This window comes from Streptomyces sp. NPDC030799 (assembly GCF_055572255.1).
Genome location: NZ_JBVIDS010000019.1, coordinates 181,214 through 202,371, shown reverse-complemented (window position 1 = coordinate 202,371; position 21,158 = coordinate 181,214). Strand labels below are relative to the sequence as shown.

Genomic DNA, 21,158 nt, shown 5'->3' with positions numbered 1-21,158 from the left:
TGGGATGATGTCGTTTATGAAGGGACGAGTCCTTGTCGTCGACGACGACACCGCACTGGCCGAGATGCTCGGGATCGTGCTGCGTGGTGAAGGTTTTGAGCCGTCTTTCGTAGCCGACGGCGACAAGGCGCTGGCTGCTTTCCGGGAGACCAAGCCCGATCTGGTGCTGCTCGACCTGATGCTGCCCGGGCGGGACGGCATCGAGGTGTGCCGGCTGATCCGGGCGGAGTCCGGGGTGCCGATCGTGATGCTCACGGCGAAGAGCGACACCGTCGACGTGGTCGTGGGCCTGGAGTCGGGCGCCGACGACTACATCGTCAAGCCGTTCAAGCCGAAGGAGCTGGTCGCCCGGATCCGGGCGCGGCTGCGGCGGTCGGAGGAACCGGCGCCGGAGCAGCTGACCATCGGTGACCTGGTCATCGACGTGGCCGGGCACTCGGTGAAGCGGGACGGGCAGTCGATCGCCCTGACCCCGCTGGAGTTCGACCTGCTGGTCGCGCTCGCCCGTAAGCCGTGGCAGGTGTTCACGCGTGAGGTGCTGCTCGAGCAGGTGTGGGGCTACCGGCACGCTGCCGACACGCGGCTCGTGAACGTGCACGTCCAGCGGCTGCGTTCCAAGGTCGAGAAGGACCCGGAGCGGCCGGAGATCGTGGTGACCGTCCGTGGTGTCGGTTACAAGGCCGGGCCGAGCTGACATGTCCGGGGACAGCGCCGCTTCGGCCCCCGGCCGGTCCGGGGCCCGTCCGGGGCGGTCTGTCGGCCGGACGGCGGGTGCCCGGTTCAGGGGTCTTTTCGAGGGTGGGCTGCTCGAGGGCGGGGTCCACGGCAGCCCGGTCATCAGGCTGTTCCTGCGCTGGGTGCGCCGTCCGCTGCTGCCGGTGATGCGGCTGTGGCGGCGCAACATCCAGCTGCGGGTCGTCGCCACGACGCTGGTGATGTCGCTGGGCGTGGTCCTGCTGCTCGGCTTCGTCGTGATCGGGCAGGTCCGCAACGGCCTGCTGGACGCGAAGGTGAAGGCCTCGCAGAGCCAGGCCACGGGCGGCTTCGCGGTGGCCAAGCAGAGGGCCGACGAGGCGGCCAGCGGCGCCGCTACCGGTGCCGGCGCCGGCGCGGCCGCCGGGAGCGGCACCGCCGACGGCACCGCCACCGTGGACGGCCGGCAGTCGCAGAACGTCATCCAGTGGATGAGTGACCTCGTCGAGTCGTTGTCCAGCGGCGGCGCGGGCGCCTTCGACGTCGTCACGCTGCCCGTGGGCGACGACAGCGGCGGTGGGCGCAGCCCGCGCGGTTCCGGGAACGTCAATCCGACCTCCAGCGTGCCCGCGGACCTGCGCGAGAAGGTCAACGGCAATATGACCGCCGCCCAGAGCTACACCCGGATCGTGTACTCCAACGGCAAGGAGTCGCAGCCGGCGCTGGTCATCGGCAAGCAGGTCAACGACCCCAACGGGCGGCCGTACGAGCTGTACTACCTCTTCCCGCTCACCCAGGAGGAGAAGTCGCTGAGCCTGGTCAAGGGCACGCTCGCGACCGCCGGGCTGTTCGTCGTCGTGCTGCTCGGTGCCATCGCCTGGCTGGTGGTGCGGCAGGTCGTCACGCCGGTGCGGATGGCGGCCGGGATCGCGGAGCGACTGTCCGCCGGGCGGCTGCAGGAGCGGATGAAGGTCACCGGCGAGGACGACATCGCGCGCCTGGGCGAGGCCTTCAACAAGATGGCGCAGAACCTCCAGGTGAAGATCCAGCAGCTGGAGGACCTGTCGCGGATGCAGCGCCGGTTCGTGTCGGACGTCTCGCACGAGCTGCGGACTCCGCTGACCACGGTGCGCATGGCCGCCGACGTCATCCATGAGGCGCGCGAGGACTTCGACCCGGTGACCGCGCGGTCGGCCGAGCTGCTCGCCGACCAGCTGGACCGGTTCGAGTCACTGCTCGCGGACCTGCTGGAGATCAGCCGCTTCGACGCGGGGGCGGCGGCGCTGGAGGCCGAGCCGATAGACCTCAGGGACGTCGTCCGGCGTGTGGTCAGCGGCGCCGAGCCGCTCGCCGAGCGCAAGGGCACGCACATACGCGTGGTCGGCGACCAGCAGCCCGTCGTCGCCGAGGCCGACGCCCGCCGGGTGGAGCGCGTGCTGCGCAACCTCGTCGTCAACGCCGTCGAGCACGGCGAGGGCAAGGACGTCGTCGTCAAGCTCGCCGCGGCCGGTGGCGCGGTCGCCGTCGCGGTGCGCGACTACGGCGTGGGACTCAAGCCCGGTGAGGCGACGCGTGTCTTCAGCCGCTTCTGGCGCGCGGACCCGGCACGCGCGCGTACCACCGGCGGTACGGGCCTCGGGCTGTCGATCGCCCTGGAGGACGCGCGGTTGCACGGCGGCTGGCTGCAGGCCTGGGGCGAGCCGGGCGGCGGCTCCCAGTTCCGGCTGACGCTGCCCCGGACCGCGGACGAGCCGCTGCGGGGCTCGCCGATACCGCTGGAGCCCAAGGACTCGCGCCGCAACCGCGGCCTCGACGAAGCGGGGCTGCCCGGAGGGGCCGAGGAGAAACGGGCGACCGTCCCGGTGCAGCACGGTGGCGCCCAGGCGCCCGCGCTGCCGCCGCGCGCCCCCATCGCGCCCCGGCTGGTCGCTGCCGACCCGGCCGCGCTGCCCGGCAACGGCAACGGCGCGCGCGTGGTGTCCCGGCCCGCCGGCGGCCCGCAGCCCGCGGACGGCAAGTCCGCCACACCTCCGGCACCCGAAACGGGCGCGACCCGGCCCGATTCGGCCCAGGTGGAGGACTCGACCGAGCCAGGGGAGGCATTTCGTGGGCGCTGACCGCAAGGGGGGCGCCCGGCCCAGGCCTGGGCGCGCGGTGGCGTACGCCGCCTTGGGGGCCGTACTGCTGGCCGGGTGCGCCTCGATGCCCGACAGCGGGGATCTGCGGAACGTGGAGTCCACACCGCGGCAGGACACCCGGGTCCGGGTGTTCGCCATGCCGCCGGCCGAGGGCGCCGGGCCCGCCGAGATCATGCAGGGCTTCCTGGAGGCACTGACCAGCGACGACCCGGACTACGACACGGCCCGCAAGTATCTGTCGTCCGATGCGGCGCGCAGCTGGCGGCCGGAGCGGTCGACGACGGTCCTCGCGGGCGGCCCGAGCATCGAGCCGGACTGCCGGGCGGGCGCGGAGCCGACCAGTACCGTCACCTGTGTGCTGGCGGGCAGCAGGGTCGCGACGGTGGATGCCCAGCTGGCGTACGAGCCGGCCGGCGGCGCCTACCGCAAGAAGGTCCACCTCACGCGGAGCTCCAAGGACGGCCAGTGGAGGATCGACGGGCTGCCCGACGGTGTCGTCATGGGCAAGTCGGACTTCCAGCGCAACTACACGTCCGTCGACAAGTACTACTTCGCCTCCGACACCGCGGTCGGGTCGACGGGGCAGCCGGTGGCGGTCGCCGACCCGGTGTTCGTGCGCAGCAAGGTGGACCCGATGACGCAGATGGTCCGCTCGCTGATCGGCGGTCCCACCCGCTGGCTCCGGCCGGTCGTCAGGTCCAGCTTCCCGACCGGTACGGCCCTGCAGAAGGACGCGTCGGGGCTGGCGCCGGACGACCAGAACAAGCTGACCGTGCCGCTGAACCTCCAGGCGTCCCAGGTCGCGCCGCGCAAGTGCACCGAGATGGCGACGCAGGTGCTGTTCACGCTGCGGAACCTGGCGCCGACGCTGGAGTCCGTGGAGCTGCAGGGCGCCGGCGGGCACCGGCTGTGCGATCTGAGCGAGGAGCGTGCCGAGGCCGTCGCATGGCGGGGGTCGGCCAAGAGCCCCGAGAACCTGTACTTCCTCGACGGCAAGCACCGACTGGTGCGCATACCGACGGGAAGCACGAGCACCAACGCCGTTCCGGTACCGGGTCCGCTGGGCGAGGGCGGCAAGGCGCTCGATTCGGTGGCCGTGTCGCGGGACGAGCACACCGCGGCCGGTGTCGGAGACCAGGGCAGGTCGTTGTACGTGACGTCGCTGGCGTCGGGCGGTTCGCTCGGGGACGCGCTGGTGACCAGCCAGGGTGCGACACCGGCCGACCGGCTGACGACACCGAGCTGGGACGCCCGGGGCGACCTGTGGGTGGCCGACCGTGACCCGCACCGCCGACGGCTGTACGTCATGGCACAGGGCGTGGCCAAACCGCAGGAGGTCGCGGTCCCGGACCTGTCCGGGACGATCCTGGATGCGCGGGTCGCCGCCGACGGGGTGCGGATCGCGCTCGTCGTGAAGAAGGGCGACAAGCGGTCCCTGCTCATCGGCCGGGTCCAGCGCGACGACGGGACCGGGGAGGGTACGTCGGTCGTCGAACTGCGCTCGGCCGCACCGGACTTGGAGCAGGTCAGCGCCCTGTCGTGGGCCGGGGACAGCAGGCTGCTCGTCGTCGGCCGGGAGCAGGGCGGGGTGCTGCAGATGCGGTACGTCCAGGTCGACGGCTCCACGCTCGACGGTCCGGCGCCGGGCGCGCTCACCGGCGTGAAGTCGATCGCCGCGTCCGAGGACGAGCGGGTGCCGCTGGTGGCCTACTCGGAGGACGACGGGATCGTGCGGCTGCCGTCCGGGGCGCAGTGGCAGAAGGTGGACAAGGACGGGTCGGCACCGGTCTATCCGGGCTGAGCATCGCGCCACGCACCGCCCGTTCCCCCGTGCGGGTGACGGGCGGTGTGCGGTTCTCCGGGTTGTCCACAGGGTGTTGTCCACAGGAGTGGCCGGACGGCTTCGGTGTTGGCACAGTGGTGGACATGCGGGGGTGGTGGCGAGACCTCACCGACCTGGTGCTGCCGGCCGACTGCGCGGGCTGCGGGGCACCTCGTACGGTGCTCTGCCCGCGCTGCCGGGCCGCGCTGTGCGGTCGCGCGCCGCGGCGGGTGCGGCCGGTACCGGAGCCGGCCGGACTGCCGGTGGTGCATGCGGCGGCTCCGTACGCGGAGGAGGTGCGCACGCTTCTCCTCGCCCACAAGGAGCGGGGCGCGCTGGCCCTCACGGGAGAGCTGGGCGCCGCTCTGGCGGGGGCTGTGCTTGCGGGGCTCGGCGGGTGCGGTGCTGATGCGGGTGAAAGGGGGTCCGGGACCGTGCTGCTCGTCCCCGTGCCCTCCGCCCGGTGGGCCGTTCGGGCGCGTGGGCATGATCCGGTGCGGCGGATGGCGCTCGCGGCGGCCGGGGAGCTGCGGCGCAGCGGGACGCCGGCCAGGGTGGCCGCCGTGCTGCGCCAGCGGCGGCCGGTGGCGGACCAGGCCGGGCTCGACGCACGGCGGCGCCTTGCGAACCTGGCGGGCGCGCTGGAGGTGACGGCGGGCGGCGGCCCGTTGCTCGGGGCGGGACACGTCGTGCTCGTGGACGACCTGATCACGACGGGCGCCAGCCTCGCGGAGGCGGCACGGGCCCTGCGAGACGTGGCAGAGGAGCGAAGTCGAGTGAGAACAGCCGTGTACGGGGCCGTAACTCGGGAAGGAAGGGATGAACAGCGGACCGGAGCACGGACGGAGCGCGAGAAGTGGGTGCATGGTGCACCGGAAAAGCCGTCACCGAACACCGTCGGGCATGCGCTCCGTGCGGCCGTGATCGCCGCTCCGCGGGATTCTTTCGAAATAAACAGGAACTGATCGCCGACTTGCGTCGTTGCAGGCAGGGAGAGGGGTAATTCACCTGAACGGAGGTACGCCGGAGTAGAGGGTGACGACATCCGTCCGGGCGAGATATGTTCGGTTGTGAGGAAAGGCGCAGGCCACACCTCTCATATCGGAATGCCGTGCCACGGGTTTTCCGCAATCACCCGTGGCGGTGGGGTGGAGATCTCGCCCATGGGGGAGGAGGAGGTGGAAGTCACCGAGTCCGAGGTCCGGTGCTCACCGGACCTGGTGCGAAAGGGAGATGCTCCGCCGACCGAGCGGAGTGATCCGGGAACGGAGTTCTGCGTGGACATCGTCGTCAAGGGCCGCAAGACCGAGGTGCCCGAGCGGTTCCGCAAGCACGTGGCCGAGAAGCTGAAGCTGGAGAAGATCCAGAGGCTCGATGCCAAGGTGATCAGCCTCGACGTCGAGGTGTCCAAGGAGCCGAACCCCCGACAGGCCGACCGTTGCGATCGAGTGGAGATCACGCTCCGCTCCCGCGGTCCGGTGATCCGGGCGGAGGCAGCGGCCAGCGATCCCTATGCGGCACTCGACCTGGCGGCGGAGAAGCTGGATGCCCGGCTGCGCAAGCAGCACGACAAGCGTTTCTCGCGCCGAGGCGCACGCCGGATCTCGGCGGCCGAGGTGGCCGACCACGTCCCGGGCGCGGCGACGCTGAACGGCACCGGCCTTGCCGTCTCGGAGGAAGAGACGGAGGGAGTGCCGACGAAGAAGATCGGCTCGCTGGAGGTCAAGGGTGACGGCCCTCTCGTCGTCCGCGAGAAGACCCACGTCGCCTCCCCGATGAGCCTCGACCAGGCCCTCTACGAGATGGAGCTGGTCGGCCACGACTTCTACTTGTTCGTCGACGCGGAGACGAAGGAACCGAGCGTCGTCTACCGGCGGCACGCCTACGACTACGGCGTGATCCACCTCAGCACGGATCCGATGGTCGCCGAGGCGCAGGCCCCCGCGGCAGGTGGCACGCTGGGCGGCTGACGTCCGGCCCACGCCGGTCCAGTGCCCCTGGAAGCGCGTGTGCGCCCCCAGGGGCACCTGTGTGCGACCACTTCACGCCCCGCACGTCACCTCCGTGTCGCCCGGGCATGAAATCATGACCGGACCGGCCCAACCGGTGGGCCGCTGCCTTGGGTTGGCGATGGCACAGGACCACGGGCCACAGCCTCAGGGGGAGGAACGATGGCGGACACCTTCGGACCGATGCGGGACGAGGACGGCGACGACGGCGTCATCGGCATGCGGCCGGACGCGGGCGCCGTACGCGCGGAGCCGATCAGAGTCCTGGTCGTGGACGATCACGCCCTCTTCCGGCGCGGCCTGGAGATCGTGCTCGCGGCCGAGGAGGACATCCAGGTCGTCGGCGAGGCCGGCGACGGCGCCGAGGCCGTGGACAAGGCCGCCGACCTGCTGCCCGACATCGTGCTGATGGACGTCCGCATGCCCAAGCGCGGCGGGATCGAGGCCTGCACCTCCATCAAGGAGGTCGCACCCAGCGCGAAGATCATCATGCTGACGATCAGCGACGAGGAGGCCGACCTCTACGACGCGATCAAGGCGGGTGCGACCGGGTACCTCCTGAAGGAGATCTCCACGGACGAGGTGGCGACCGCCATTCGCGCGGTGGCCGACGGGCAGTCGCAGATCAGCCCGTCCATGGCGTCCAAGCTCCTCACCGAGTTCAAGTCGATGATCCAGCGCACCGACGAACGCCGCCTGGTGCCCGCGCCGCGGCTGACCGATCGGGAGCTGGAGGTCCTCAAGCTCGTCGCCACCGGGATGAACAACCGGGACATCGCCAAGGAGCTGTTCATCTCGGAGAACACCGTGAAGAACCATGTCCGCAACATCCTGGAGAAGCTCCAGCTGCACTCCAGGATGGAAGCCGTGGTCTACGCGATGCGGGAGAAGATCCTCGAGATCCGCTAGCGGCGGCGCGCCGGGCGCGCCGGGCGCGGCTAGGTGAGGATGCGGGCGAGTTCTCTCGTCAGGGGCTCGCGCAGGGCGGGCGTGTCCACCCGCTCCACCCGGACGTCCGTGCAGTTCACCCAGGTGGCCGCCTCGACCAGGGCCTGGGCGACCGCCGGAACCGCCTTCGGGCCGTCCAGGGTGACCTGCTTGGCCACCAGCGTGCGGCCCTCACGGGCCGGGTCGACCCGCCCGACCAGCCGGCCGCCCGCGAGCACCGGCATCGCGAAATAGCCGTAGACCCGCTTCGGCCTGGGCACGTACGCCTCCAGGCGGTGGGTGAAGCCGAAGATGCGCTCCGTGCGCGCCCGCTCCCAGATCAGCGAGTCGAACGGCGACAGCAGCGTGGTCCGGTGACGCCCGCGCGGCGCCGTGGCCAGGGCCCCCGGGTCCGCCCAGGCGGGCTTCCCCCAGCCCTCGACCTCGACCGGCACCAGCCCCGAGTCGGCGATGACCGCGTCGACCTGCTCGCCCTTGAGGCGGTGGTAGTCGGCGATGTCCGCGCGCGTGCCGACGCCGAGGGACTCACCGGCCAGCCGGACCAGGCGGCGCAGGCACTCGCCGTCGTCCAGCTCGTCGTGCAGCAGCGCTTCCGGGACGGCGCGCTCGGCGAGGTCGTACACCCGCTTCCAGCCGCGCCGCTCGACGCACACCACCTCGCCGTACATCAGCGCGCGCTCCACGGCGACCTTGGTGCCGGACCAGTCCCACCACTCGTTCGTCTTCTTCGCGCCGCCCAGTTCCGTGGAGGTCAGCGGGCCCTCCGCGTGCAGTTGCTTGATGACCTGGTCGTAGGCGCCCTCGGGCAGCTCGTGGTTCCAGTGCGGGCGGTCCCGGTAGGCGCGGCGGCGGAAGGCGAAGTGCGGCCACTCCTCGATGGGCAGGATGCACGCCGCGTGCGACCAGTACTCGAAGGCGTGCGGGAGGGCCGGCGACACACCCGTGGACGCGCCCTTCCAGTAGGCGGCCTCGACCGCCTTGCGGCCGACCGCACCGAGCCGGGCGTAGGCCACGAGTTCATGGGAGCGGGCGAGGACCGAGATCGTGTCGAGCTGGACCGCGCCGAGATGGCGCAGCACCCCGCGGACTCCGGCCCGCCGGTCGGGCGCGCCGAGGAAGCCCTGGGCCCGCAGGGCGATACGGCGGGCGTCGTCCGCGGTGAGTGTGGTGGTCGGGCGCGGCAGGGTCGTCATGCCCCGGACGATAGAGGGTGCCACTGACAGTCCCGGCTGACCTGCGGTTTCGCTAGACGCGCGCGGGCAGGTACGGCGCCGTGGACGGCAGGCCCAGGTCCGAGGGCAGCAGCGAACCGACCCAGCAGTCCCGGCGTACGCCCTTGTTGTTGACCGCGGAGCGCAGGGTGCCCTCGATGGCGAAACCCGCGCGTTCGGCCACCGCGCGGGAGGCGTGGTTGCCGACCTCGGCACGCCACTCGACCCGGTCGACGCCGACCTCGGTGAAGATCCACCGGCAGGCGGTGAGCGTGGCCTCGGTGACGTACCCCTGGCCGCGATGCTCCGTGGCCGCCCAGAAGCCGACCTCCGCCACGCCGAGCGAGCGCATGGTGAGACTGAGCATGCCGGCGAGTTCCCCGCCGGCGAGGAAGACACCGAAGGTGAACATCGAACCCGCTGCCCAGCCGTCGGGGACGAGCTGCTCGGTGAAGCCGCTCGCGTGCTCGGGCAGATACGGCGACGGCACGGTGGTCCAGCGCTGGATGTCGGGGTCCTGCACGGCGTCGTACACCGCCTGCGTGTCGTGCGGGCCTACCGTGCGCAGGACCAGGCGGTCCGTGGTGAGTGTGACGGGGTCCATCGGCCGATTGTGCTCGGCCGCCCGCGGTCGGGCCATCCGTTTTCGCCATCCGTGAGCACGCGATCACAGTTCGCGCAATTCCTCCCGCCGATGCGGCACTATCGCCGTGGCCCGTCCGTTGTCCTTGATGAAGCAGCCGTCGGGCCGCCAGGCCTCCCGGCCCAGCCGGGTCCTCGCATACGATGGCCGTTGCTCAGTACGTCAAATGGAAACCGACCGTCCCAGGCCCGACCGGCAAGGAGACAAACCCCCGTGTCCGTCCTCTCGAAGATCATGCGTGCAGGCGAAGGCAAGATCCTGCGCAAGCTGCACCGCATCGCGGACCAGGTCAACTCCATCGAAGAGGACTTCGTCGACCTCTCCGACGCCGAGCTGCGAGCCCTCACCGAGGAGTACAAGCAGCGCTACGCAGATGGTGAGAGCCTGGACGACCTGCTCCCCGAGGCGTTCGCCACCGTGCGTGAGGCCGCCAAGCGCGTCCTCGGCCAGCGCCACTACGACGTGCAGCTGATGGGTGGCGCCGCCCTCCACCTCGGCTACGTCGCCGAAATGAAGACCGGTGAGGGCAAGACCCTCGTCGGCACGCTGCCCGCGTATCTCAACGCCCTCTCCGGAGACGGCGTCCACATCGTCACGGTCAACGACTACCTGGCCGAGCGCGACTCCGAGATGATGGGCCGCGTCCACAAGTTCCTGGGCCTGAACGTCGGCTGCATCCTCGCCAACATGACGCCGGCCCAGCGCCGCGAGCAGTACGCGTGCGACATCACCTACGGCACGAACAACGAGTTCGGCTTCGACTACCTGCGCGACAACATGGCGTGGTCGAAGGACGAGCTGGTGCAGCGCGGCCACAACTTCGCGATCGTCGACGAGGTCGACTCCATCCTGGTCGACGAAGCCCGTACGCCGCTGATCATCTCCGGCCCGGCCGACCAGGCCACCAAGTGGTACGGCGACTTCGCCAAGCTCGTCACGCGCCTGAAGAAGGGCGAGGCGGGCAACCCCCTCAAGGGCATCGAGGAGACCGGCGACTACGACGTCGACGAGAAGAAGCGCACGGTCGCCATCCACGAGTCCGGTGTCTCCAAGGTCGAGGACTGGCTGGGCATCGACAACCTCTACGAGTCGGTGAACACCCCGCTCGTGGGCTACCTGAACAACGCCATCAAGGCCAAGGAGCTCTTCAAGCGCGACAAGGACTACGTCGTCATCGACGGCGAGGTCATGATCGTCGACGAGCACACCGGCCGTATCCTCGCCGGCCGCCGCTACAACGAGGGCATGCACCAGGCGATCGAGGCGAAGGAAGGGGTGGACATCAAGGACGAGAACCAGACGCTCGCCACGATCACCCTGCAGAACTTCTTCCGCCTCTACAACAAGCTCTCCGGCATGACCGGTACGGCGATGACCGAGGCCGCCGAGTTCCACCAGATCTACAAGCTCGGCGTGGTCCCGATCCCGACCAACAGGCCGATGATCCGCAAGGACCAGTCGGACCTGATCTACCGCACCGAGGTGGCCAAGTTCGAGGCGGTCGTCGACGACATCGCCGAGAAGCACGAGAAGGGCCAGCCGATCCTCGTCGGCACGACGTCCGTCGAGAAGTCGGAGTACCTCTCGCAGCAGCTCTCCAAGCGCGGCATCCAGCACGAGGTGCTCAACGCCAAGCACCACGAGCGCGAGGCGTCGATCGTCGCCCAGGCCGGCCGCAAGGGCGCGGTGACCGTGGCCACCAACATGGCCGGCCGTGGTACGGACATCAAGCTCGGCGGCAACCCCGAGGACCTCGCCGAGGCCGAGCTGCGCCAGCGCGGCCTCGACCCCGAGGAGCACATCGAGGAGTGGGCACACGCCCTGCCCGCCGCCCTGGAGAAGGCCGAACAGGCCGTCAAGGCGGAGAAGGAAGAGGTCGAGGCGCTCGGCGGCCTCTACGTGCTGGGCACCGAGCGGCACGAGTCGCGGCGCATCGACAACCAGCTGCGCGGTCGTTCCGGCCGTCAGGGCGACCCCGGCGAGTCCCGTTTCTACCTCTCGCTCGGCGACGACCTGATGCGCCTGTTCAAGGCCCAGATGGTGGAGCGCGTGATGTCCATGGCCAACGTGCCGGACGACGTGCCGATCGAGAACAAGATGGTCACGCGCGCGATCGCGTCCGCGCAGTCGCAGGTCGAGCAGCAGAACTTCGAGACCCGTAAGAACGTTCTGAAGTACGACGAGGTGCTCAACCGGCAGCGCGAGGTCATCTACGGCGAGCGCCGGCGCGTGCTGGAGGGCGAAGACCTGCATGAGCAGGTCCAGCACTTCATGGACGACACGATCGACGCGTACGTCGCCGCCGAGACCGCCGAGGGGTTCCCGGAGGACTGGGACCTGGACCGGCTGTGGGGAGCCTTCCGGCAGCTGTACCCGGTGAAGGTCACCGTCGAGGAGCTGGAGGAGGCCGCCGGCGACCGGGCGGGTCTCACCGCGGAGTTCATCTCCGAGTCCATCAAGGAGGACATCCACGAGCAGTACGAGGCCCGGGAGGCCCAGCTCGGCTCTGAGATCATGCGTGAGCTGGAGCGCCGGGTCGTGCTGTCGGTCCTCGACCGCAAGTGGCGTGAGCACCTCTACGAGATGGACTACCTCCAGGAGGGCATCGGCCTGCGCGCGATGGCGCAGAAGGACCCGCTGGTCGAGTACCAGCGCGAGGGCTTCGACATGTTCACCGCGATGATGGACGGCATCAAGGAGGAGTCCGTCGGCTACCTGTTCAACCTGGAGGTCCAGGTCGAGCAGCAGGTCGAGGAGGTCCCGGTCGAGGAAGCCGAGCCGGTCGGCGAGGGTGTCCACGACACGGTTCCGGCGCAGGCCGGGGCGCGTCCGGAGATCCGCGCGAAGGGGCTGGACGTTCCGCAGCGGCGGGATCTGCACTTCTCGGCGCCGACCGTGGACGGTGAGGGCGGCATCGTGGAGCGTGACCTCGAGGACGACGAGCCGGTGCGGTCGGAGTCGGACGGGCTGACCCGGGCCGAGCGGCGGCGGCAGGCCAAGGGCGGGCGGCGTCGTAAGAAGTAGCGGCTGCCCGCGGCGCGGTTGCCCGCGGCGCGTCGGCCGTTGAAGGGCCGGGTCCTTTTCGGGGCCCGGCCCTTTCGTGTTGCCTGCTTCCCGGTGCCCCGTGCCTGTGGCTGGGCGGTCGGTCAAGGGCGGGGGCCGGTTTCCACCGCTGTGCAGCGCCAGCGGAGGTCCTGGCCGAGTTCCAGGCGGAAGGCCAGGGCGCGGAGCCGGTCGCCGGCGGCGATGCGGGCGAAGACCTCCAGGGCGCCGTCGCGGGGGACGTAGTAGCCGATGTCGTGGACCTGGGGGCGGGAGCCTCGCGTACGCAGGGGGCCGCGTTCGGCCAGGCGGACCAGGTCGTCGTAGGCGCGGCCCGCGGTGTGGCGGAGCATCCAGTGCACGGGCCGTTGACCGCTCAGGACGGCCAGCAGGCGGTCGGCGAAGAGATCGGTGGGGCGGGGCTGCCGTACCGACCTCCGGGGCGTTGTGCGGGCCGTTTCCGGAGCATCGGGCAGCGGGGCCGGTGCCGGCTCGGGGCTCGTGGTCGGGCGGGGCCGGGCTGGTTGCGGGGTGGTGGCCGGCTGGTGGGCCGTCGGGCGGTGGGGCGGGATCCTGGGCGGGGCTCCTGCCGGGCGGCGGGTGTCGTGACGGGTGGGCGGGCGGTGGCGCGGGCGGGGCTGGGAGACGCGGCTCGTCGCCTTGTTCGCGGTGCGGCTCATGACCTTGTTCATGAAGTCCCCGTTCGCCGGGCCCGGTTGATACCGGGCGGTAACTCGCTGGTGGGGATCTTGTACGGGGACCGGGAGCGGGGTGGCAAGGGCGGCGGGGAGCGCTCGGGAGGGGCGGAGAGGTTCACCTATCCGGGGGATGCCGGACGGGGGGACGGTGGAGATGTGGCGGGTGCTCCGGGTGAATTCACGGCGCGGAGTCGACGGCTTCCGGGGCGTGGGCACAGACCCGAAAGGGGACGGGCGCACGTATCCTGAAGGCCCTCCGGGAGACGCGGCAGCCGGCCTTCCCGGGGCCCCAGCGGAGCCTTTGAGCAGGAAAGAGCGGCCAGCATGCGCGTCTACGTCCCCCTGACCCTCCCCCGTCTCGCCGAGGCGTACAAAACGGGTGAGCTGGGGACCGGCCCCTTCGCCGCGTATGCGGTGACGCCCGCGTTGCGCGAGTGGTATCTCTCCGAGGACGTCGAGGAGCTGGAGTACGCGGCGCTCAGCCGGGCCGCGCTGGCCTCGCTGCGGCTGCTCGCGGCGGACCCGGGTGCGGTACGGCGCCGGGTGGTGGTCGCCGTGGACGTGGCCGACGGCGCCGCCGGTGTCGACCCCGGCCGCGGGCTCGATCCGGCCGCTCTGGGCGAGGTGACCGTGACGGCGACCGTGCCGCTCGCCAAGGCGGCCGCGGTCCATGTCGACGCCGATGACGCGGAGCAGGACGTGGCCGCGGCGGCGGAGGCGCTGGCGGCGGCCGACGGCGGGGACGACGACGCGCAGTTCGTCGTGGACGGAGCGGACGACCACGAGCTGCTGTGGTACGCCACGCAGGAGATCCCCAACCTGGTCGAACGGGCCTGACCTGGTCGTATCCGCTCGCAGAGGTCGTTGTCAGTGGGGGCGGGTACGGTCTTTGGCATGGGGATGCAGGCAAGCGCGCACATCGTCTGGGACTGGAACGGCACGCTGTTCCATGACAATGACGCGATCATCGGGGCGACGAACGCGGCCTTCGCCGAGTTGGGGCTCGCGCCGATCACGCTGGAGCAGTACCGGTCGCTGTACTGCGTGCCGGTGCCGAAGTTCTACGAGCGGCTGATCGGCCGGCTGCCGACCGATGCCGAGTGGGAGCTGATGGACGGGGTCTTCCACCGGTACTACGCCGAACACCGGGTGCGGTGCGGTCTGACCGAGGGGGCCGCGGACCTGCTCGCGGGGTGGCGGTCGGCGGGGCGCAGCCAGTCGCTGCTGAGCATGTATGTGCACGAGGAGCTGGTGCCCCTCGTGCGGGGCTTCGGCATCGAGACGCACTTCCTGCGGGTCGACGGGCGTACGGGCCCGTCCGGGGGCAGCAAGGCCGAGCACATGGTGCGGCATCTGGAGGCGCTGAGCGGCGTGGTGGAGCCTGCGCGGACCGTGGTGATCGGGGATGCGGCGGACGACGCGGTCGCGGCCGGGCGTGTCGGGGCTCGGGCCGTGCTGTACACCGGGGGCTCGCACAGCCGGGCCAGTCTGGAGGAGGCGGGGGTGCCGGTGGTGGACACGTTGGCCGAGGCGGTGGAGGAAGCGGAGCGAATAGCGGCTTAGCGGGGCTTGGCGGACGGTGTGCGGCGGCTGCAGTTCCCCAGGGGCGCGGGGAACTGCGCGACCAGCCACGACGGGCCGCCATCCGGCGGCTCACCGCAAGCGCAACGACGAGACCCGCCGCCGTCCCGTCGCTCAGCTCACCGGCGCCTTCGAGCGCAGCACCCTGAGGAACTCCCGCATCCAGGCCGGGTGGTCCGGCCAGGCCCGGGACGACACCAGGGTGCCGTCGACCACGGCCTCGGTGTCCTGGAAGCCTGCTCCGGCCGCCTGCATGTCCGGTTCGAGTGCGGGGTACGCCGTGACCCGGCGGCCCCGCAGGCTGTCGATCGCCGCGGTGAGCAGCGGGCCGTGGCAGATCTGGGCGACCGGCTTGTCGGAGTCGAAGAAGGCCTTGAGGATCTTGCGGAGTTCGGGGTCGTTGCGCAGATACTCCGGGGCCCGGCCGCCGGGGATGACGACGGCCGCGTACTCGCCGGGGTCCACATCGGCGAAGGCCAGGTCGGCGGGCCAGGTGTAGCCGGGCTTCTCGGTGTACGTGTCGTAGCCGGGTTCGAAGTCATGGACGACGAAGCGGAGCGTCTTGCGGGAGGGGGCCGCGATATGGACGTCGTAGCCTTCCTCAAGCAGACGCTGGTACGGGTAGAGGACTTCCAGGGACTCCGCCGCGTCGCCGGTGACGATCAGGATCTTCGCGGGCATGTCGGCTCCTCCGGGTACTCCGGTACTCCTGGGCGGGACGCACTGTCCCTGGGCAAGGTGCCAACACCGGGCGGGCTTGCCAAGAGGGCCGTCGCGGTTCCGGCGACGGCTTCGGAGCGTTGCCGGATGTCGGTATGCCCTGTTCTCAGAGTGGGCTCGGGGCTCTGCCCGCGCGACCGGACGCCGCCGCCCGCCCCTGCCGCCCGCGCCCCCGGTGACCCAGGGGCCGCACCCGCCCGAATACGTCACCGCCCCCCGGCCGACCGCTGTGCAGAACGTCAAACTTCACCCCTCGGTTTTGTACACATACGGCTCATGACGTGCCCGGGGTGAGGAGCGATAGCCTTGTGGCGTGATCAGCGCGATATCTCGCGGGGGCGATCCTGCCCCTGCCCTGCGCCCGGGTTGCACGGAACACCTCCGTGACCGGGCGGCGGTCGCTGGTCTTCGCGGGCGGGACGGGGCCGCAGGAGCCCCCGGGACGCCGAGGACAACCCTGGACACGGCGGCGCCGAGAGCAGCGTCACACCCGACGGACGTGTCGAGAATGGCCGAATTCCCCCCGCGCATCTCACCTCGCGGCATAGCGTCGACACGGACCGGACACCCCGGGCCGTGGCGTCGAGCCGGAGGGAAAGAGACCGTACTTCCTTCTACGTCACGCAACGGCGCGCGACAGGAGTCAGAGGACAATGCAGACCAAGCTGGACGAAGCCAAGGCCGAGCTGCTCGAGAGGGCCGCCCGGGTAGCTGAGAACAGCCCGGTCGGGGGCCACCTTCCGACCGGGACCACGGGCGAGGGCTCCCCGGACACCCCGGACAGCGAGTCCGTGCTCGCGTTCCTCCAGCGCTACTACCTGCACACCGCCCCGGAAGACCTCACCGGCCGTGACCCGGTCGACGTCTTCGGCGCCGCGCTCTCGCACTACCGGCTCGCCGAGCACCGCCCCCAGGGCACGGCGAACGTGCGGGTCCACACCCCGACCGTGGAGGAGAACGGGTGGACCTGCAGTCACTCGGTCGTGGAAGTCGTCACCGACGACATGCCCTTCCTCGTCGACTCGGTCACCAATGAGCTGACCCGGCGCGGGCGCGGCATCCATGTCGTCGTCCACCCGCAGTTCGTCGTCCGGCGCGACCTGACCGGCAAGCTGATCGAGGTCCTGCCGACCCCGCCCGCCGGTGACCTCCCGCACGACGCGCACGTCGAGTCCTGGATCCATGTCGAGATCGACCGGGAGACCGACCGCGCCGACCTGAAGCAGATCACCGTCGACCTGCTGCGCGTGCTGTCCGACGTCCGCGAAGCCGTCGAGGACTGGGAGAAGATGCGGGACGCGGCGACCCGGATCGCCGACGGGCTGGAGAGCGAGCCGCTGCCCGGCGACCTCCCCGCGCCCGAGGCCGAGGAGGCCCGCGAGCTGCTGCGCTGGCTGGCCGACGACCACTTCACCTTCCTCGGCTACCGCGAGTATCAGCTGCGCGACGACGACACGCTCGCCGCGGTGCCCGGCACCGGTCTCGGCATACTGCGCTCCGACCCGCACCACGCCGAGGACGAGAAGCACCCGGTCAGCCCCTCCTTCGAGCGGCTTCCGGCCGACGCCCGCGCCAAGGCGCGCGAGCACAAGCTGCTCGTGCTCACCAAGGCCAACAGCCGGGCCACCGTGCACCGGCCGTCGTACCTGGACTACATCGGCGTCAAGAAGTTCGACGAGCAGGGCAACGTCGTCGGCGAGCGGCGGTTCCTCGGGCTGTTCTCCTCGGCCGCGTACACCGAGTCCGTGCGCCGCGTCCCCGTCATCCGCCGCAAGGTCGACGAGGTGCTGGAGCGCGCCGGGTTCTCGCCCAACAGCCACGACGGCCGGGACCTGCTGCAGATCCTGGAGACCTACCCGCGCGACGAGCTGTTCCAGACGCCCGCCGCCGAACTGCAGTCCATCGCCACGTCCGTGCTGTACCTGCAGGAGCGCCGCAGGCTGCGGCTCTACCTGCGCCAGGACGAATACGGCCGCTACTACTCGGCCCTCGTCTACCTCCCGCGCGACCGCTACACCACCGGTGTCCGGCTCAGGATCATCGACATCCTGAAGGAGGAGCTCGGTGGCATCAGCGTCGACTTCACCGCCTGGAACACCGAGTCGATCCTCTCCCGGCTGCACTTCGTGGTCCGTGTTCCGCCGGGCACCGAGCTGCCCGAGCTGTCGGACGGCGACAAGGAGCGCATCGAGGCCCGTCTGGTCGAGGCGGCCCGCTCCTGGGCCGACGCGTTCGCCGAGGCGCTGACCGCCGAGTGCGGCGAGGAGCGCGCGGCCGAGGTGCTGCGCCGCTACAACAACGCCTTCCCCGAGGGTTACAAGGCCGACCACACCCCGCGCGCGGCGGTCGCCGACCTGGTCCACCTGGAGCAGCTCAGCGAGGACAAGACCTTCAGCCTGAGCCTGTACGAGCCGGTGGGCGCCGGGCCCGAAGAGCGCCGCTTCAAGATCTACCAGAAGGGCGGCACCGTCTCCCTCTCCAAGGTGCTGCCGGTGCTCAGCCGCCTCGGCGTGGAGGTCACCGACGAGCGGCCGTACGAGCTGCGCTGCGCGGACCGCACCACGGCCTGGATCTACGACTTCGGTCTGCGCATGCCCAAGGCGGCCGGCGGCGGGGAGTACCTCGGCGACGACGCCCGCGAGCGCTTCCAGGAGGCCTTCGCGGCCACCTGGACCGGCAAGGCGGAGAACGACGGCTTCAACGCGCTGGTGCTGAGCGCCGGGCTGAACTGGCGGCAGGCGATGGTGCTGCGCGCCTACGCCAAGTACCTGCGGCAGGCCGGTTCGACCTTCTCGCAGGACTACATGGAGGACACCCTCCGCAACAACGTCCACACCACCCGGCTCCTCGTGTCGCTGTTCGAGGCCCGGATGTCGCCGGACCGGCAGAAGGCCGGCCTGGAGATCACGGACGCCCTGCTGGAGGAACTGGACGCGGCCCTGGACCAGGTGGCGAGCCTGGACGAGGACAGGATCCTCCGCTCCTTCCTCACCGTCATCAAGGCGACCCTGCGCACGAACTTCTTCCAGGCCGCGCAGGGCGGCGGGCCGCACGACTACGTCTCCATGAAGTTCGACCCGCAGGCCATCCCGGACCTGCCGGCGCCGCGCCCGGCGTTCGAGATCTGGGTGTACTCGCCGCGTGTCGAGGGCGTGCACCTGCGCTTCGGCAAGGTCGCCCGAGGCGGTCTGCGCTGGTCCGACCGGCGTGAGGACTTCCGCACCGAGATCCTCGGCCTGGTCAAGGCGCAGATGGTGAAGAACACCGTCATCGTGCCGGTCGGCGCCAAGGGCGGCTTCGTCGCCAAGCAGCTGCCGGACCCGGCCAAGGACCGCGACGCGTGGCTGGCCGAGGGCATCGCCAGCTACAAGACGTTCATCTCGGCGCTGCTCGACATCACCGACAACATGGTCGCCGGCGAGGTCGTGCCCCCGCAGGACGTGGTCCGGCACGACGGCGACGACACCTACCTGGTGGTCGCCGCCGACAAGGGCACCGCGACCTTCTCCGACATCGCCAACGGGGTCGCCGAGAAGTACAACTTCTGGCTCGGCGACGCCTTCGCCTCCGGCGGCAGCGCGGGCTACGACCACAAGGGCATGGGCATCACCGCGCGCGGCGCCTGGGAGTCCGTCAAGCGGCACTTCCGCGAGCTGGGCGTGGACACGCAGAGCCAGGACTTCACGGTCGTCGGCATCGGTGACATGTCCGGTGACGTGTTCGGCAACGGCATGCTGCTGTCCGAGCACATCCGCCTGGTCGCCGCCTTCGACCACCGGCACATCTTCATCGACCCGACCCCGGACGCGGCGACGTCGTACGCCGAGCGCCGCCGTCTGTTCGAGCTGCCCCGCTCCAGCTGGGCCGACTACAGCACCGAGCTGCTGTCGGCCGGCGGCGGGATCTTCCCGCGCAGCGCCAAGTCCATCCCGGTCAACGCCCACATCCGCGAGGCCCTCGGCATCGAGGACAAGGTCACCAAGATGACCCCGGCCGACCTGATGAAGGCGATCCTGCAGTCGCCGGTCGACCTGCTCTGGAACGGCGGCATCGGCACGTACGTGAAGTCGTCGGTGGAGTCCAACGCGGACGTCGGCGACAAGGCCAACGACGCCATCCGCGTCGACGGCAAGGACCTCAGGGTCAAGGTCGTCGGCGAGGGAGGCAACCTGGGCCTGACCCAGCTCGGCCGGATCGAGTTCGCCATGCACGGCGGCAAGATCAACACCGACGCGATCGACAACAGCGCCGGCGTGGACACCTCCGACCACGAGGTGAACATCAAGATCCTGCTGAACGGCCTGGTCGCGGACGGCGACATGACCGTCAAGCAGCGCAACAAGCTGCTCGCCGAGATGACCGACGAGGTCGGCGCGCTGGTCCTGCGCAACAACTACGCGCAGAACACCGCCCTGGCCAACGCCCTGTTCCAGGCGAAGGACATGCTCCACGCCCAGCAGCGGTTCATCCGCCACCTGGTGCACGAGGGCCACCTGGACCGGGCGCTGGAGTTCCTGCCCACCGACCGCCAGATCCGCGAGCGCCTCGGCCAGGGCCAGGGCCTCACCAGCCCGGAGACGGCCGTCGTCCTGGCGTACACGAAGATCACGGTCGCCGAGGAGCTGCTGCACACCTCGCTGCCGGACGACCCGTATCTGCGCAGCCTGCTGCACGCGTACTTCCCGACGGCGCTGCGCGAACGCTTCGCCGACGCCATCGACCACCACCCGCTGCGCCGCGAGATCACCACGACCGTGCTGGTCAACGACACGGTCAACACGGGCGGTACGACGTATCTGCACCGTCTGCGCGAGGAGACCGGGGCCTCCCTGGAAGAGATCGTCCGCGCCCAGACGGCCGCCCGCGCGATCTTCTGCTCGGCACCGGTGTGGGACGCGGTCGAGGCCCTGGACAACCAGGTCGACGCCGCCGTCCAGACCCGCATCCGGCTGCACTCGCGCCGCCTGGTGGAGCGCGGCACGCGCTGGCTGCTGAACAACCGGCCGCAGCCGCTGGAGCTCGCCGAGACCGTCGAGTTCTTCGCCGAGCGGGTCGAGCGGGTGTGGCAGGAGCTGCCGAAGCTGCTGCGCGGCGCGGACCTGGAGTGGTACCAGCACGTGTACGACGAGCTGTCCGCGGCCGGCGTCCCGGACGAGCTCGCCACGCGCGTGGCCGGGTTCTCCTCCGCCTTCCCGGCGCTCGACATCGTGTCGGTGGCCGACCGCATGGGCAAGGAGCCGCTGGACGTCGCCGAGGTGTACTACGACCTCGCCGACCGGCTCAGCATCACCCAGCTGATGGACCGCATCATCGAGCTGCCCCGCAACGACCGCTGGCAGTCCATGGCCCGCGCCTCCATCCGTGAGGACCTGTACGCGGCGCACGCGGCGCTCACCTCGGACGTCCTCGCGGTCGGCAACGGCACCTCCACCCCCGAGCAGCGCTTCAAGGCCTGGGAGCAGAAGAACGCACCCATCCTGAGCCGGGCGCGCACCACCCTGGAGGAGATCCGCAGCTCGGAGACGTTCGACCTCGCCAACCTCTCGGTGGCGATGCGTACGATGCGGACGCTGCTGCGCACGCACTCGTAGCCGTACGGCGCTGAGAACGCCCCGGGCCGACGTCGAATCGGCCCGGGGCGTTCCGTTTCTTG

14 protein-coding genes are annotated in these 21,158 nt (G+C 70.7%); 10 read left to right on the top strand and 4 right to left on the bottom strand.

Translation table 11 applies throughout. The features are described 5' to 3' along the window. Nucleotides 1–4: 4 nt before the first annotated feature. From mtrA to ACZ41I_RS38020, 6 genes are all read left to right on the top strand, one after another. Nucleotides 5–694: a two-component system response regulator MtrA gene (mtrA, locus tag ACZ41I_RS38045; RefSeq protein WP_191870552.1), complete on the top strand. Its 690-nt coding sequence runs from the start codon at nucleotides 5–7 to the stop codon at nucleotides 692–694. Between the two features lies 1 nt (nucleotide 695). After that, nucleotides 696–2,810 (top strand): MtrAB system histidine kinase MtrB, encoded by a 2,115-nt coding sequence (mtrB, locus tag ACZ41I_RS38040; protein ID WP_399768470.1) that lies wholly within the window; start codon nucleotides 696–698, stop codon nucleotides 2,808–2,810. Next, entirely contained in the window at nucleotides 2,800–4,632 is a 1,833-nt protein-coding gene (locus tag ACZ41I_RS38035; RefSeq protein WP_468516294.1) for an LpqB family beta-propeller domain-containing protein, read from the top strand. The genes mtrB and ACZ41I_RS38035 overlap by 11 nt, the downstream gene beginning before the upstream one ends. Nucleotides 4,633–4,757: 125 nt before the next feature. Next, nucleotides 4,758–5,618, top strand: a complete 861-nt coding sequence (locus ACZ41I_RS38030; RefSeq protein WP_399768474.1) for a ComF family protein — start codon at nucleotides 4,758–4,760, stop codon at nucleotides 5,616–5,618. A 312-nt stretch (nucleotides 5,619–5,930) separates the two neighbouring features. Then, nucleotides 5,931–6,623 (top strand): ribosome hibernation-promoting factor, HPF/YfiA family, encoded by a 693-nt coding sequence (hpf, locus tag ACZ41I_RS38025; protein ID WP_399768476.1) that lies wholly within the window; start codon nucleotides 5,931–5,933, stop codon nucleotides 6,621–6,623. Nucleotides 6,624–6,824: 201 nt separating this feature from the next. Further along, a complete protein-coding gene (locus tag ACZ41I_RS38020; protein WP_363213839.1) occupies nucleotides 6,825–7,571 on the top strand; it encodes a response regulator transcription factor in 747 nt (248 codons plus the stop codon). A 29-nt stretch (nucleotides 7,572–7,600) separates the two neighbouring features. Here ACZ41I_RS38020 and ACZ41I_RS38015 read toward each other — a convergent pair whose 3' ends face one another. Both ACZ41I_RS38015 and ACZ41I_RS38010 read right to left on the bottom strand, forming a co-directional pair. After that, entirely contained in the window at nucleotides 7,601–8,803 is a 1,203-nt protein-coding gene (locus ACZ41I_RS38015) for a winged helix-turn-helix domain-containing protein (RefSeq protein WP_468516293.1), read from the bottom strand. Nucleotides 8,804–8,855: 52 nt separating this feature from the next. Next, nucleotides 8,856–9,425 (bottom strand): GNAT family N-acetyltransferase, encoded by a 570-nt coding sequence (locus tag ACZ41I_RS38010; RefSeq protein WP_468516292.1) that lies wholly within the window; start codon nucleotides 9,423–9,425, stop codon nucleotides 8,856–8,858. A gap of 252 nt (nucleotides 9,426–9,677) precedes the next feature. Between ACZ41I_RS38010 and secA the strand changes: the two genes are divergently transcribed. Next, a complete protein-coding gene (gene secA, locus ACZ41I_RS38005) occupies nucleotides 9,678–12,488 on the top strand; it encodes a preprotein translocase subunit SecA (RefSeq protein WP_363213842.1) in 2,811 nt (936 codons plus the stop codon). Between the two features lie 122 nt (nucleotides 12,489–12,610). Here secA and ACZ41I_RS38000 read toward each other — a convergent pair whose 3' ends face one another. Further along, nucleotides 12,611–13,198 carry an Rv3235 family protein gene (locus tag ACZ41I_RS38000; RefSeq protein ID WP_399768483.1) on the bottom strand — a complete coding sequence of 196 codons (588 nt, stop codon included), beginning with the start codon at nucleotides 13,196–13,198 and terminating at the stop codon, nucleotides 12,611–12,613. A gap of 330 nt (nucleotides 13,199–13,528) precedes the next feature. Between ACZ41I_RS38000 and ACZ41I_RS37995 the strand changes: the two genes are divergently transcribed. Continuing rightward, nucleotides 13,529–14,041: a DUF6912 family protein gene (locus tag ACZ41I_RS37995; RefSeq protein ID WP_468516291.1), complete on the top strand. Its 513-nt coding sequence runs from the start codon at nucleotides 13,529–13,531 to the stop codon at nucleotides 14,039–14,041. A 57-nt stretch (nucleotides 14,042–14,098) separates the two neighbouring features. After that, nucleotides 14,099–14,767, top strand: a complete 669-nt coding sequence (locus ACZ41I_RS37990) for an HAD family hydrolase (RefSeq protein WP_363213846.1) — start codon at nucleotides 14,099–14,101, stop codon at nucleotides 14,765–14,767. 132 nt (nucleotides 14,768–14,899) lie between these two features. Here ACZ41I_RS37990 and ACZ41I_RS37985 read toward each other — a convergent pair whose 3' ends face one another. Beyond that, nucleotides 14,900–15,466, bottom strand: coding sequence for a DJ-1/PfpI family protein (locus ACZ41I_RS37985; RefSeq protein ID WP_363213847.1), 567 nt, complete (start codon nucleotides 15,464–15,466; stop codon nucleotides 14,900–14,902). A 692-nt stretch (nucleotides 15,467–16,158) separates the two neighbouring features. Here ACZ41I_RS37985 and ACZ41I_RS37980 point away from each other — a divergent pair. Then, nucleotides 16,159–21,096 (top strand): NAD-glutamate dehydrogenase, encoded by a 4,938-nt coding sequence (locus ACZ41I_RS37980; protein ID WP_468319865.1) that lies wholly within the window; start codon nucleotides 16,159–16,161, stop codon nucleotides 21,094–21,096. The last annotated feature ends 62 nt before the right edge of the window (nucleotides 21,097–21,158 follow it).